At 68.3% G+C, this 12,249-nt stretch carries 16 protein-coding genes; 13 read left to right on the forward strand and 3 right to left on the reverse strand.

Annotated elements, in window-relative coordinates:
- Window positions 1-63 precede the first annotated feature (63 nt).
- Complete coding sequence (locus tag QTI45_RS23595) at window positions 64-525, reverse strand: tRNA (cytidine(34)-2'-O)-methyltransferase (protein ID WP_286656043.1); 462 nt, start codon at window positions 523-525, stop codon at window positions 64-66.
- Window positions 526-571: 46 nt separating this feature from the next.
- Window positions 572-1,288: a ComF family protein gene (locus QTI45_RS23600; RefSeq protein WP_286656044.1), complete on the reverse strand. Its 717-nt coding sequence runs from the start codon at window positions 1,286-1,288 to the stop codon at window positions 572-574.
- A 22-nt stretch (window positions 1,289-1,310) separates the two neighbouring features.
- On the opposite strand from QTI45_RS23600, the gene QTI45_RS23605 reads away from it, so the two are divergent.
- The 8 genes from QTI45_RS23605 (at window position 1,311) to QTI45_RS23640 (ending at window position 7,665) form a co-directional block, all read left to right on the forward strand.
- Window positions 1,311-2,225: a methyltransferase domain-containing protein gene (locus QTI45_RS23605; RefSeq protein ID WP_286656045.1), complete on the forward strand. Its 915-nt coding sequence runs from the start codon at window positions 1,311-1,313 to the stop codon at window positions 2,223-2,225.
- Between the two features lie 123 nt (window positions 2,226-2,348).
- Complete coding sequence (locus tag QTI45_RS23610) at window positions 2,349-2,825, forward strand: DUF2244 domain-containing protein (RefSeq protein WP_286370186.1); 477 nt, start codon at window positions 2,349-2,351, stop codon at window positions 2,823-2,825.
- 66 nt (window positions 2,826-2,891) lie between these two features.
- Complete coding sequence (gene coxB, locus QTI45_RS23615) at window positions 2,892-4,073, forward strand: cytochrome c oxidase subunit II (protein ID WP_286656046.1); 1,182 nt, start codon at window positions 2,892-2,894, stop codon at window positions 4,071-4,073.
- 39 nt (window positions 4,074-4,112) lie between these two features.
- The gene (gene ctaD / locus QTI45_RS23620) at window positions 4,113-5,750 is read left to right on the forward strand and encodes a cytochrome c oxidase subunit I (protein ID WP_286369993.1); all 1,638 of its coding nucleotides are present in this window, start codon (window positions 4,113-4,115) and stop codon (window positions 5,748-5,750) included.
- Window positions 5,751-5,764: 14 nt separating this feature from the next.
- Complete coding sequence (locus QTI45_RS23625; RefSeq protein WP_214682983.1) at window positions 5,765-5,875, forward strand: cytochrome oxidase small assembly protein; 111 nt, start codon at window positions 5,765-5,767, stop codon at window positions 5,873-5,875.
- A gap of 18 nt (window positions 5,876-5,893) precedes the next feature.
- Window positions 5,894-6,526: a cytochrome c oxidase assembly protein gene (locus QTI45_RS23630; RefSeq protein WP_286656047.1), complete on the forward strand. Its 633-nt coding sequence runs from the start codon at window positions 5,894-5,896 to the stop codon at window positions 6,524-6,526.
- Entirely contained in the window at window positions 6,523-6,732 is a 210-nt protein-coding gene (locus tag QTI45_RS23635; RefSeq protein ID WP_286369991.1) for a DUF2970 domain-containing protein, read from the forward strand. Before QTI45_RS23630 ends, QTI45_RS23635 begins: the two co-directional genes overlap by 4 nt.
- A 51-nt stretch (window positions 6,733-6,783) precedes the next feature.
- A complete protein-coding gene (locus QTI45_RS23640; RefSeq protein WP_286369990.1) occupies window positions 6,784-7,665 on the forward strand; it encodes a cytochrome c oxidase subunit 3 in 882 nt (293 codons plus the stop codon).
- Between the two features lie 71 nt (window positions 7,666-7,736).
- Here QTI45_RS23640 and QTI45_RS23645 read toward each other — a convergent pair whose 3' ends face one another.
- The gene (locus QTI45_RS23645) at window positions 7,737-7,958 is read right to left on the reverse strand and encodes a twin transmembrane helix small protein (protein WP_286369989.1); all 222 of its coding nucleotides are present in this window, start codon (window positions 7,956-7,958) and stop codon (window positions 7,737-7,739) included.
- Between the two features lie 36 nt (window positions 7,959-7,994).
- Here QTI45_RS23645 and QTI45_RS23650 point away from each other — a divergent pair, with 36 nt between their 5' ends.
- Genes QTI45_RS23650 through QTI45_RS23670 form a run of 5 tightly spaced genes read left to right on the forward strand, consistent with a single transcriptional unit; the run spans window position 7,995 to window position 12,245 of the window.
- The gene (locus tag QTI45_RS23650) at window positions 7,995-8,873 is read left to right on the forward strand and encodes an SURF1 family protein (RefSeq protein WP_286656048.1); all 879 of its coding nucleotides are present in this window, start codon (window positions 7,995-7,997) and stop codon (window positions 8,871-8,873) included.
- Window positions 8,815-9,540, forward strand: a complete 726-nt coding sequence (locus QTI45_RS23655) for an SCO family protein (protein ID WP_286656049.1) — start codon at window positions 8,815-8,817, stop codon at window positions 9,538-9,540. The genes QTI45_RS23650 and QTI45_RS23655 overlap by 59 nt, the downstream gene beginning before the upstream one ends.
- Before the next feature lie 7 nt (window positions 9,541-9,547).
- Window positions 9,548-10,729, forward strand: coding sequence for a COX15/CtaA family protein (locus tag QTI45_RS23660; RefSeq protein ID WP_286656050.1), 1,182 nt, complete (start codon window positions 9,548-9,550; stop codon window positions 10,727-10,729).
- The gene (gene cyoE, locus QTI45_RS23665) at window positions 10,726-11,631 is read left to right on the forward strand and encodes a heme o synthase (protein ID WP_286369985.1); all 906 of its coding nucleotides are present in this window, start codon (window positions 10,726-10,728) and stop codon (window positions 11,629-11,631) included. The genes QTI45_RS23660 and cyoE overlap by 4 nt, the downstream gene beginning before the upstream one ends.
- A gap of 8 nt (window positions 11,632-11,639) precedes the next feature.
- Window positions 11,640-12,245, forward strand: coding sequence for an SCO family protein (locus QTI45_RS23670; RefSeq protein WP_286656051.1), 606 nt, complete (start codon window positions 11,640-11,642; stop codon window positions 12,243-12,245).
- Window positions 12,246-12,249: the final 4 nt, after the last annotated feature.

The following is a 12,249-nucleotide window of genomic DNA, read 5'->3' on the forward strand; positions in this document are numbered from 1 at the left end:
AGCGGCCCGGCGGAGCCGGTTCCGCGGTGTTTCACCAACGAAGGCCGGGCTTCGCCGGCCTTGTCAGCCGAAGCCGTTCTGCCGCCAGGCCTCGAACACGGTCACCGCGACCGCGTTCGACAGGTTGAGGCTGCGCTGGCCCCCGCGCATCGGCAGCCGCAGCCGCTGCGGCGGGGCGAAGCTCTCGCGCAGCTCGGGCGCCAAGCCGCGGGTCTCCGATCCGAACACCAGCCAGTCGCCGGGGCGGAAGGCGACGTCGTGCACCGGTCGCGTGCCGCGCGTCGTGAGCGCGAACATCCGGTCGGCCGGCGGCCTCTGGCTATCGAGCAGCGCCTGCCAATCGGAATGGCGCAGCAAGGTCGCGTACTCGTGGTAGTCGAGTCCGGCGCGGCGCAGCAGGCGGTCATCCATCGAAAAGCCAAGCGGCTCGACCAGGTGCAGGGTGCAGCCGGTGTTGGCGGCCAGCCGGATCACGTTGCCGGTATTCGGCGGAATCTCGGGTTCGACCAGAACGATATGGAACATGTGGCGATTGTCGGTCGCGCGCAGCAGGCGCCGTCGGGGGTGCGCCTCATCCTGGCCGGTCGGTCCGGGCCAGCACGATCGCCGTGATGTGCGCCGCGCCCCCTGCGCGCAGCACCTGCCCGGCGGCATGGAGCGAGGCCCCGGTGGTCATGACGTCGTCGACCAGCACCAGGCGCCGGCCCCGCAACTGCTCGGCGCGCAGCGGGTCCAGGGCGAAGGCGCCGCGCAGGCCGCGCAGACGCTCCCCGCGATCCAGTCCGCTTTGCGGCGCCGTTTCGCGGCTGCGCAGCAGCAGTCCGGGGTCGCATCTGGCCGGGTCCAGTCGCCGCGCCAGTTCGTGCGCCTGGTTGAAGCCGCGCTCGCGCAGGCGCGCCGGCGCCAGCGGCATCGGCAGCACGAAGTCCGCCGCCTCGAGCGCCGGCTCGACCCAGGGAGCGCTGCGCAGCAGCGTGGCCAGCGGCGCGGCGCGACCGGGGTCGCCGCGAAACTTGAACTCCGCGATGCACTGCGGCCACGGCCAGACATAGGCGCAGGCCGCCAGGCAGGCATCCAGCGGCGGCGGGTTCCGCAGGCAGTCGCCGCACTGCGTCGAACCGGGCGCCAGGGGCAGCGCACAGGTCGTGCATCGCGGGACCGGCGGCGCGAAGCGCGCGACGCAGGCGTCGCACACCGGTTCCGAGGGCCAGGCGCGGCAGACCGCGCACTGGCTGGGCAGGCGGGCGAGCAGCGACGGGAAAGGCCGTACGGCCCAGCGCTTGAGCATCCCTCAATATACTCAGCGGCCCATGCCCACCGACCCCGCACAGCGCCCGCCGACCATCGATGCCACGGCGGCCGCGCGCTGGAGCCGGCTCGCGCCGGCTTCCGAATCCCCCTGGCTGCACGAGGAAATCGGCCGCCGCATGGAAGACCGGCTGCAGTGGATCAAGGCCCGGCCGCGCCATTGGGCCGACTGGTCGCCCGTGCGCGGCGGGCTCGAGGCGCACGCGCTGGTGGCGCGCCGGTACCGCGACGCCGCCCCCTTCGTGATCGAGCCGGAGCCGGCGTTGGCTGCGGTCACCGCCCGTTCCCTGGCGGCGCCCTGGTGGACCGCCCGCCGCTGGCAGGGGGCCCGCCCCAGCTTCGATCCGCCGCCCGAGGACGGCGTCGACCTGCTGTGGGCCAACATGGCGCTGCACATGGCGGCCGACCCGCAGGCGCTGATCGCGCGCTGGCACCGGCTGGTCGCGACCGACGGTTTCCTGATGTTCTCCTGCTTCGGGCCCGATACGCTGCAGGAGCTGCGCGGCCTGCACCGGCGCCTCGGCTGGCCGCCCGCCAGCCACGAATTCACCGACATGCACGACTGGGGCGACATGCTGGTCGGTGCCGGCTTCGCCGAACCGGTGATGGACATGGAGCGCATCGTGCTGACCTGGGCCAGCGCCGACGCCGCCCTGGCCGAACTGCGGCTGCTCGGGCGCAACCTCCATCCGGGCCGCTTCCCGGCCCTGCGCGGCAAGGCCTGGCGGCAGGCACTGGCCGCCGCCTTGCCCGAACTCGCACCGGCCGAGGAGGGCGGCGGGCGCATCGCCCTGACCTTCGAGATCATCTACGGGCATGCCTTCAAGCCCGCCCCGCGCGTGGCGCTGGCATCGGAAAGTGCGGTTTCCTTGCGGGAAATGCGTTCCATGCTGCAGCGAGGTCGTGTAGGCAACTGAGTCCGCCCTGGCCGACCCGCTACAATCCGGCGCTGCGTGAACTCCCGGGTATTGTCCCGTGATCGAGGCCTGTCCGACCGAAGTTTGACAGCGTGTCGACGCACCGATTTGCTGAACTCGCCCGTGTCGAATTCCGTGTTTCGTTTTGCCACTGTTTCCGGCCAGAACATCCACTGGTTCCTGAAGCGCAACTGCTCGGTCACGCCGAGCCAGCTCGGCTGGCTGTACGCGTCGCTGTGCGTGGTGTCGCTCGGCATCGGGACGGTCTTCTGGCTCAACGGCGCGCGGCTCGTGCTGCCGTTTGCGTGGCTCGAACTCGCCGCGGTCGGCTTCGCGTTCGTGCTCTACGCGCGGCACGCGACCGATGGCGAGAAGATCGCCTTGCAGGGCGGCAGGTTGGTGGTCGAGCTCGAGAACGGTGGGCATTACGAGCGCACGGAATTCTTGCCGCACCAGGTGCGGGTCGAGCCCCAGGACAGCGATCGCTCGCTGATCGAGGTCTCGGGTCAGGGTCGTTCGGTCAGGGTGGGGCGCTATGTGCGCCCGGAGTTGCGTGCGGCGCTGGCGCGCGAGATTCGCATGGCATTGCGCGGCGCCTGAGGGGGCGAGCGCGATGTCGCACCGTGGGGACCGGTGGGGTTAACAGGAAACGAAGAAGTGAACACGATGAAGAGCAATTGGCGGAACAAGATCTGGCCGGCGAATCTGCTGCTGGCGGCCGGCGCGGCGTTCAGCGGCGCGGCGCACGCAGTCAACGACCTGCCCGGCGGCCCGTCGGTGCGTCAATTGAATCTGCCGTTCGGTGTCACCAAGATCTCCCAGGAGCAGCATTTTCTTCACACGGTGATGATGGTGCTCTGCACGGTCATCTTCGTGGCGGTGTTCGCGGTCATGTTCTATTCGATCTGGAAGCACCGCAAGTCGGTCGGCGCGAAGCCGGCGAACTTCCATGAATCGGTGGTGGTCGAGGTGATCTGGACCATCGTGCCCTTCCTCATCGTGATCCTGATGGCGCTGCCGGCGACCCGGGTGCTGGTGGCCCAGAAGGACACCACCAATTCCGACCTAACGATCAAGACCACCGGCTACCAGTGGAAGTGGGGCTACGACTACCTCAAGGGCGAAGGCGAGGGGCTGTCGTTCATCTCGACGCTCGACAGCTCGCAGCGCGCCATGTCCAATGCCGGCGCCCGCGGCGAGATGCCCGACGACTACCTGCTGAAGGTCGACAACCCGCTGGTGGTGCCGGTCAACGCCAAGGTCCGCATCATCACCACCGCCAACGACGTGATCCACGCCTTCGCGGTGCCGCAGCTCGGCGTCAAGCAGGACGCGATCCCCGGCTTCGTGCGCGACACCTGGTTCCGGGCCGAGAAGGTCGGCGACTACTACGGCCAGTGCCAGGAGCTCTGCGGCAAGGAGCACGCCTACATGCCGATCCATGTGAAGGTGCTGGCTGCCGCCGACTACACCGCCTGGGTCGATGCCAAGCGCAAGGAAGCCGCCGCTAAGCAGGATGACCCGACCAAGGTCTGGACCCTGCCCGACCTGCTGGCCCGCGGCGAGAAGGTCTACGCTGCCAACTGCGCGGCCTGCCACCAGGCCAACGGCCGCGGCGCCGGTCCGATCAAGGCGCTCGACGGTTCGCCGACCGTGCTCGACGCCGACCGCCAGAAAGAACTCCACGTGGTGCTCCACGGGCAGAACAACGGCGCCATGCCGTCCTGGAAGCAACTCAGCGACACCGACATCGCCGCGGTCGTGAGCTTCACCAAGAACGCCTGGTCGAACAAGACGGGTCAGCTCGTGCAGCCGGCCGAAGTGCAGGCCGAGCGCGCCAAGCAGTAAGCCGCGCCCACGACGAACGAGTTTGCAAGGAATACCAAGATGAGCGCAGTCCTCGACCCCCACGGCCATGCACCCGGTCATGACGACCATGCCCACGACGATCACCATGGCGCGCCGGCCGGCTGGCGCCGCTGGGTGTTCGCGACCAACCACAAGGACATCGGCACGCTGTACCTGCTGTTCTCGTTCACGATGCTGATGGTCGGCGGCGTGCTTGCGCTGCTGATCCGCGCCGAGCTGTTCCAGCCCGGCCTGCAGGTGGTCAACCCCGAACTGTTCAACCAGTTCACCACCATGCACGGCCTGATCATGGTGTTCGGCGCCATCATGCCGGCCTTCGTCGGCTTCGCGAACTGGATGATCCCGCTGCAGATCGGCGCATCCGACATGGCCTTCGCGCGCATGAACAACTTCAGCTTCTGGCTGCTGATCCCGGCCGCGCTGATGCTGGTGGGCTCGTTCTTCATGCCCGGCGGCGCGCCCGCCGCGGGCTGGACGCTCTACGCGCCGCTCACCTTGCAGATGGGCCCCTCGATGGACGCCGGCATCTTCGCGATGCACATCATGGGCGCCTCGTCGATCATGGGCTCGATCAACATCATCGTCACCATCCTCAACATGCGCGCCCCCGGCATGACCTTGATGAAGATGCCGATGTTCTGCTGGACCTGGCTGATCACCGCCTACCTGCTGATCGCCGTGATGCCGGTGCTCGCCGGCGCCATCACGATGACGCTGACCGACCGCCACTTCGGCACCAGCTTCTTCAACCCCGCCGGCGGCGGCGACCCGGTGATGTACCAGCACATCTTCTGGTTCTTCGGCCACCCCGAGGTCTACATCATGATCTTGCCGGCCTTCGGCATCGTCAGCCAGATCGTGCCGGCCTTCTCGCGCAAGAAGCTCTTCGGCTACGCCTCGATGGTGTACGCCACCTCGTCGATCGCGATCCTGTCGTTCATCGTCTGGGCGCACCACATGTTCACGACCGGCATGCCGCTCACCGGCCAGCTGTTCTTCATGTACGCGACCATGCTGATCGCGGTGCCCACGGCCGTGAAGATCTTCAACTGGATCGCCACCATGTGGCAGGGCTCGATGACCTTCGAGACGCCGATGCTGTTCGCGGTCGGCTTCATCTTCGTGTTCACGATGGGCGGCTTCACCGGCCTGATCCTGGCGGTCGCGCCGATCGACACGCAGCTGCAGGACACCTACTACGTGGTGGCCCACTTCCACTACGTGCTGGTGGCCGGCTCGCTCTATGCCATGTTCGCCGGCTTCTACTACTGGGTGCCGAAGTGGACCGGCGTGATGTACAACGAGACCCGCGGCAAGGTCCACTTCTGGTGGTCGCTCATCTCGTTCAACATCACCTTCTTCCCGATGCACTTCCTGGGCCTGGCCGGCATGCCGCGCCGCTATGCCGACTACCCGATGCAGTTCGCCGACTTCAACGCGATCGCCTCGGTCGGCGCCTTCGCCTTCGGCCTGGCACAGGTGTATTTCTTCCTCTTCATCGTGCTGCCCACCATGCTCGGCAAGGGCGAGAAGGCCCCCCAGAAGCCCTGGGAAGCCGCTGAAGGCCTCGAGTGGGAAGTCCCCTCGCCGGCGCCTTTCCACACCTTCGAGACCCCGCCGCGGCTGGACCCCACCGCGACCAAGGTGATCGGCTGAAGCGCGGCCAAGCGATGACTCCCGAGCAAAAGAGAAACAACCGCCGCATGGGGCTCACGCTGGCCTCGATCGCGGTGCTGTTCTTCATCGGCTTCATCGTCCGCATGGTCTGGTTCGGCCGCTAGGCCCGACGACTGCATCACATGGGCATCGGTCAACGCATCCGCCGCGAGAACGTCCGCATGGTCGGCAAGCTGGCCGTCGTGGCGGCGGGCATGTTCGCCTTCGGCTATGCGCTGGTGCCGATGTACCGCGCCATCTGCGAGATGACCGGCATCAACATCCTGGCCCTGTCGGAACTGCAGGTGCCGGGCGGCGCCAGCGGCGGCGACAAGGTCCGCGTGCCCGACAACACGCAGGTCGATACCAGCCGCACCATCACGGTCGAGTTCGACGCCAACGTGCGCGGGCTCTGGGACTTCAAGCCCGCGCAGCGTTCGATGGAAGTCCATCCGGGGCAGCTCAACACCGTGATGTACGAGTTCCAGAACGTCCAGAACCGCCGCATGGCGGCGCAGGCGATCCCGAGCTACGCGCCGCAGCAGGCGGCGCCCTACTTCAACAAGCTCGAGTGCTTCTGCTTCAACCAGTACACGCTCGACGCCGGCGAGAAGAAGCAGTGGCCGGTCGCCTTCGTCATCGACCCCAAGATATCCAAGGACGTGAAGACGATCACGCTGTCGTACACCTTCTTCGAGGTTGGCGGCAAGACGCCGGCGGCGCCGGTGGCGACCAACGATGCGCTCGCCGTGCCGGCGACGGAGCCGCGCTCGTGAGCACGTCGCCACTCGCTCGCAAGGGCTCGCTGCGGCAGACGGTGAGGGCCGTCTGCTGGTCGTTCTTCGGTGTCCGCAGGAACAGCGGCTACCGGGACGACCTCGCGAAACTGAATCCGCTGCACATCATCGCGGTCGCCTTCGTGGCGGTGGCGCTGTTCGTCGCCGCGCTGATCCTGCTGGTGCGCTGGGTGGCCGCCGCCTGAAGAAGTGAATCCCACAGAAAATCAAGCCAGAGAAGAAAGCCAGGACCTGATATGAGCTCAACCACCCACGGCAGCACGCCTTACTACTTCGTGCCCGGGCCATCGGCCTACCCGGTCATGGCCGCGATCGGCCTGCTCTTCGTGATCCTGGGTGCGGCCCAGTGGATCAATGGCCACCAGTGGGGCGCCTGGTCGCTGCTGGCCGGCATGATCGTCTGGCTCGGGACGCTCTACGTCTGGTTCAGCGCCTCGATCCGCGAAAGCGAAGGCGGGCTCTACGGCCACAAGGTCGACCTCTCGTTCCGCTGGAGCATGAGCTGGTTCATCTTCTCCGAAGTGATGTTCTTCGGCGCCTTCTTCACCGCGCTGTGGTGGGCCCGCACCCATGCGCTGCCCTCGCTCGGCAGCCTCGACAACGCGCTGCTGTGGCCCGACTTCAAGGCCGTCTGGCCGACCGCGGCCATCGGCGCGACCGGTTCGCCGGCCGGCATCGTCGAGCCCTTCCAGACCGTCGGCCCGTTCTGGCTGCCGACCATCAACACCGCGCTGCTGCTGAGCTCGGGCGTCACGCTGACGATCGCCCACCACGCGCTGCGCGCCGGCCATCGCCAGCAGAGCGTGCGCTTCATGTGGCTGACCGTGCTGCTCGGCTTCATCTTCCTGTGCGTCCAGGGCTACGAATACCACCACCTGTACACCGAGCTGAACCTCAAGCTGAGCTCGGGCGCCTACGGCTCGACCTTCTTCATGCTGACCGGCTTCCACGGCCTGCACGTGTTCATCGGCATGCTGATGCTGTTCTTCATCACGCTGCGTCTGCGCCGGGGCCATTTCACGCCCGAGCGTCATTTCGGCTTCGAGGGCGCGGCCTGGTACTGGCACTTCGTCGACGTCGTGTGGCTCGGCCTGTACTTCCTGGTCTATTGGCTTTGAAGATCGGCGACGGCACAACAAAAAAGCGCCGCAAGGCGCTTTTTTCATGGTTCTCGTGGAACGAGCACCATCTACTTGCCGACCGGGAGCCCTCCCGGCTGGATGTAGCCGAGCTTCCACGCCACGAGGACGCAGAGGAACAAAATCACCGAAAGCCCGATCCGAACCGTGAGCGCGCGAACCATGCCGCCGCTCTTGGCGCGGCCGTCGCGCCCATCCTTCAGCATGAAGAACAGCGCCACAGCGAGACTCGCCAGGATGCCCAGGAAGGCGAGGGCGACAAGGTATTTCATGACCCCCATTATCGGCCGCCAGAGCCACCTCCTGCCTTGAGCGCCGACCCCTCCGAGGCGACCCGTCCCCACCGCCGCGCCGGCCGCTTCTGGCTCGTCACGGCGGTCGCCCTGCTCACGCTCGCGGCCACGGTCTCACTGGGTCGCTGGCAGTTGTCGCGCGCGGCGCAGAAAGAAGCGCTGCAGGCCGAAATCGACGCCCGCAAGAGCCTGCCGCCACTCGACCAGGAGGCCTTCCTGGCGCTCGGGGATGCCGCCACCGCCATGCACCGGCCGGTCCGGCTGCACGGTCTGTGGCTGGCGCCGCACACGGTCTACCTGGACAACCGGCAGATGCATGGCGTGCCCGGCTTCTACGTGCTGACGCCCTTCGCCCTCGAAGGCACCGAGCAGACCGTGCTGATCCAGCGCGGCTGGATCCAGCGCAACTTCACGGATCGCACCAAGCTCGAGGCCATCGAGACCCCGAGCGGGCTCGTGGAGGTCACGGCGCGGATCGCCCCGCCGCCGGCCCATCTGCTCGAACTGGGCAAGGCCGAACCCGCGGCTCCGGCTGCGTCGGCCGCCGCCGCGTCGGCCACTCCCGCTGCGACCGCCGCCGCACCGACCGGCGCAGCACCGACCGCCGCCGCCACGCCAGATGCCGTGGGGTCTTCGCGCATCCGGCAGAATCTCGGTCTCGAAGCCTTCCGCGCCGAAACCGGTCTGCCCTTGCGGATCGACGTCTCCCTGCAGCAGACCGGGCCGGCTTCCGAGGGCCTGCAGCGCGAGTGGCCGGCTCCCGCGCTGGGTGTCGAAAAGCACTACGGCTATGCATTCCAGTGGTTCGGCCTGTCGGCTCTCGTGGTACTCCTCTATGTCTGGTTCCAACTCATCGCCCCCTTCCGCCGCGCACGCCTTGCCCGTCGCGGCTGACGAGCCGCTCGGCCTGACCGTGCACTCGATGCCGTCCCCGCGCCAGGCGATGGCGGGCGCCGAGGGCCGGCGCACGGTCCAGGGCCGCTGGAAGATGGTCTTCGTGTTGCTGTGCTGCGCCGCGCCCGTGATCGCCTCGTACTTCACCTACTACGTGGTGCGCCCCGAGGGCCGCAGCGTCTACGGCCAACTGATCGATCCCCAGCGCCCGCTGCCCAACGTCGAGGCCTCGCTGCCGGACGGCAAGACGCTGCGCCTGCCGTCGCTCAAGGGCCAGTGGCTGCTGGTGTCCGTGGCCGACGCGGCTTGCGACACCCTGTGCGAGCAGCAGCTCTACCTGCAGCGCCAGCTGCGCGAGAGCCTGGGGCGCGAAAAGGACCGGCTCGACCGCGTCTGGCTGGTCAGCGACGACCAGCCGCTGCCCGACCGCCTGGCCAATGGCCTGCGGGGGGCGACCGTGCTGCGCGTCCCGGCCGCCGAGATCGCCCGGTGGCTGCCCGCTGCCACTGGCCATGCGCCGGCGGAGCACCTCTTCGTGGTCGATCCGCTGGGCAATCTCATGATGCGTTTCCCGGCCCTCATGGACGCCGCCGGCGCCAGCCGCGGCAAGCGCGACCTCGAGCGACTGCTGCGCGCTTCCTCGTCCTGGGACGAGGCCGGCCGCTGATCTCGCCATGGACACGGGCTCGCTCTACGACCTCACGCCGATCGCCTGGCTGCTGGCGGTCGGCGTGCTGCTGGCCCTCGGCCCGCTGGTCTGGGTCTGGCGCCGCAATGCCGGCGCCGCCACCGCGCGCCGGCTGCATGCGCTGACCGTGCTCACCCTGTTCCTGACCTTCGACCTGACCCTGTTCGGTGCCTTCACCCGGCTGAGCGATTCGGGCCTGGGCTGCCCCGACTGGCCCGGCTGCTACGGCAACGCCAGCCCGGTCGGCGCCCGCCACGACATCGCGATGGCGCAGGCCGCGCAACCCACCGGACCGGTGACGCACAGCAAGGCCTGGGTCGAGATGGTCCACCGCTACCTCGCCACCGGCGTCGGCTTCCTGATCCTGGTGCTGGCGGTCGCGACCTGGGTCGCGCGCCGCCGCCAGCGCCGGGCCGACCATCGCGGCGAGCGGGCGCTGAGCGCCTGGTGGCCCGCGGCGACGCTGGCCTGGGTCTGCCTGCAAGGCGCCTTCGGCGCGATGACCGTGACCTGGAAGCTGTTCCCGGCCATCGTCACGCTGCACCTGATGGGCGCCATCGTCCTGCTGGCGCTGCTGTGCATCCAGGCCGTGCGCTACCAGCAGGCGGCGATGCAGCGCCTGCCGACCGTCCTGCCGGCCGCGCTGCGCACCCTGCTGGTCGCCACCACGGCGCTGCTGGCGCTGCAGATCGCGCTGGGCGGCTGGGTCAGCACCAACTACGCGGTGCTGGCCTGCACCCAGTTCCCGACCTGCCAGGACAGCTGGTGGCCGCCGATGGACTTCGCCCAGGGTTTCGAGATCTGGCGCCATCTGGGCGAGACCGCCGCCGGCGCCCCGATCGATTTCGCCGCCCTCACCGCCATCCACTATGCGCACCGCCTGATGGCCTATCTGGTCTTCGCCGCCATCGGCCTGCTGGCCTGGCGGTTGCACCGCCTCGCGCCGCTGCGCCCGCAGGCGCGCTGGCTGGCCGGCCTGGCGCTGCTGCAACTCGCCAGCGGCCTCGGCAACGTGCTGCTCGGCTGGCCGCTGGCGGCGGCACTGCTTCACACCGGCGGCGCCGCGGCCCTGGCCGTGGTGCTGACCTGGACCCTCTGCGAAAGCCGTCGCGAAGGCGCGCGCAGCGCCGCCGGCCAACGCGTACCCAACATGGAGGTGGCCGGATGAGCGCCCCCGTTTCAGTTCCCGCTCCCACCACCGCCAGCGTGCTGCGCCAGTTCTATGCCCTGACCAAGCCGCGGGTGGTGCAGCTAATCGTCTTCTGCGCCCTGATCGGCATGGTGCTCGCGGTGCCTGGCGTGCCGACGCTGGCCGACCTGCAGCGGGGCGCGCTCGCCTGCCTCGGCATCTGGCTGGTGGCCGGCGCCGCCGCCGCCTTCAACTGCCTGGTCGAGAAGGGCATCGACGCCAAGATGAAGCGCACCGCGTGGCGGCCGACCGCGCGCGGCCAGCTCAGCGACAGGCAGGCGCTGATCTTCTCGGCGGTGCTGTGCGTGGCCGGCTCGGCGCTGCTGTGGTTCACGGTGAATCCGCTGACCATGTGGCTCACCTTCGCTACCTTCGTCGGCTACGCGGTGATCTACACCGTGATCCTGAAGCCGCTGACGCCGCAGAACATCGTGATCGGCGGCGCTTCGGGCGCGATGCCGCCGGTGCTGGGCTGGTCGGCGATGACCGGCGATGTCGGTCCCGAGGCGCTGATCCTGTTCCTGATCATCTTCCTGTGGACCCCGCCGCACTTCTGGGCCCTGGCCCTGTACCGGGTCGAGGACTACCGCAAGGCCGGCCTGCCGATGCTGCCGGTGACGCACGGCAACGAGTTCACGCGGCTGCAGGTGCTGCTCTACACCTTCATCCTCTTCGCTGCCTGCCTGATGCCCTTCATCTACGGCATGAGCGGCTGGCTCTACCTGGCGGTCGCGATCGGCGTCAGCATCGGCTTCACGGGCTACGCCTTCGCGCTGTGGCGCAACTACTCCGACGCGCTGGCGCGCAAGACCTTCCGTTTCTCGCTGATCCACCTGAGCGTGCTGTTCGCGGCGCTGCTGGTCGACCACTACCTCCAATGAAGGAAATCATGAACAAGCGGCAACTGCTCGGAACCCTGGCCCTGGCCGGCGTGGCGGCAATGGTCGGCCTCCCGCTCGCGGGCTGCACCGAAGCCAAGCCCAGCTTTCATGCGGTCGACATCACGGGTGCCGACTACGCCCGCGATTTTTCGCTGACCGATGCCGATGGCAAGCTGCGCACGCTGGCCGACTTCAAGGGCAAGGCGGTGGTGCTGTTCTTCGGCTTCGCCCAGTGCCCCGACGTCTGCCCGACCACCATGACCGAGATGGCGCAGGTCAAGCAGCAGCTGGGCGCTGACGGCGACAAGCTGCAGGTGGTGTTCGTCACGGTCGATCCGGCCCGGGACACGCCGGAGGTCATGAAGGCCTACATGGGCGCCTTCGACCCCTCCTTCGTCGCCTTGATCCCGACGGCGGACCAGCTCGCGGCGTTGGCCAAGGACTTCAAGGTCTACTTCAAGAAGGTCGAGGGCAAGACGCCGACCAGCTATTCGATGGACCACTCGGCGGCCAGCTTCGTCTACGACCCGCAGGGCCGGCTGCGGCTGTACGCGCGCTACGGCGCCGGGGTGGCGCCGATGGTGGCGGATCTCAAGGCGCTGCTCAAGTCCTGAGCGC

Origin of the sequence: Variovorax saccharolyticus (genome assembly GCF_030316765.1) — a bacterium.
Lineage (GTDB): Bacteria > Pseudomonadota > Gammaproteobacteria > Burkholderiales > Burkholderiaceae_C > Variovorax > Variovorax saccharolyticus.

What these genes read in the sequence shown, in the direction of transcription:
- QTI45_RS23655 (WP_286656049.1), top strand. Translation starts at nt 8,815, where the DNA reads ATGTCTGGTTCCAACTCATCGCCCCCTTCCGCCGCGCACGCCTTGCCC.
- cyoE (WP_286369985.1), top strand. Translation starts at nt 10,726, where the DNA reads ATGAGCGCCCCCGTTTCAGTTCCCGCTCCCACCACCGCCAGCGTGCTG.
- QTI45_RS23640 (WP_286369990.1), top strand. Translation starts at nt 6,784, where the DNA reads ATGAGCTCAACCACCCACGGCAGCACGCCTTACTACTTCGTGCCCGGG.
- ctaD (WP_286369993.1), top strand. Translation starts at nt 4,113, where the DNA reads ATGAGCGCAGTCCTCGACCCCCACGGCCATGCACCCGGTCATGACGAC.
- coxB (WP_286656046.1), top strand. Translation starts at nt 2,892, where the DNA reads ATGAAGAGCAATTGGCGGAACAAGATCTGGCCGGCGAATCTGCTGCTG.
- QTI45_RS23670 (WP_286656051.1), top strand. Translation starts at nt 11,640, where the DNA reads ATGAACAAGCGGCAACTGCTCGGAACCCTGGCCCTGGCCGGCGTGGCG.
- QTI45_RS23630 (WP_286656047.1), top strand. Translation starts at nt 5,894, where the DNA reads ATGGGCATCGGTCAACGCATCCGCCGCGAGAACGTCCGCATGGTCGGC.
- QTI45_RS23625 (WP_214682983.1), top strand. Translation starts at nt 5,765, where the DNA reads ATGACTCCCGAGCAAAAGAGAAACAACCGCCGCATGGGGCTCACGCTG.
- QTI45_RS23660 (WP_286656050.1), top strand. Translation starts at nt 9,548, where the DNA reads ATGGACACGGGCTCGCTCTACGACCTCACGCCGATCGCCTGGCTGCTG.
- QTI45_RS23600 (WP_286656044.1), bottom strand. Translation starts at nt 1,288, where the DNA reads ATGCTCAAGCGCTGGGCCGTACGGCCTTTCCCGTCGCTGCTCGCCCGC.
- QTI45_RS23595 (WP_286656043.1), bottom strand. Translation starts at nt 525, where the DNA reads ATGTTCCATATCGTTCTGGTCGAACCCGAGATTCCGCCGAATACCGGC.
- QTI45_RS23645 (WP_286369989.1), bottom strand. Translation starts at nt 7,958, where the DNA reads ATGAAATACCTTGTCGCCCTCGCCTTCCTGGGCATCCTGGCGAGTCTC.
- QTI45_RS23605 (WP_286656045.1), top strand. Translation starts at nt 1,311, where the DNA reads ATGCCCACCGACCCCGCACAGCGCCCGCCGACCATCGATGCCACGGCG.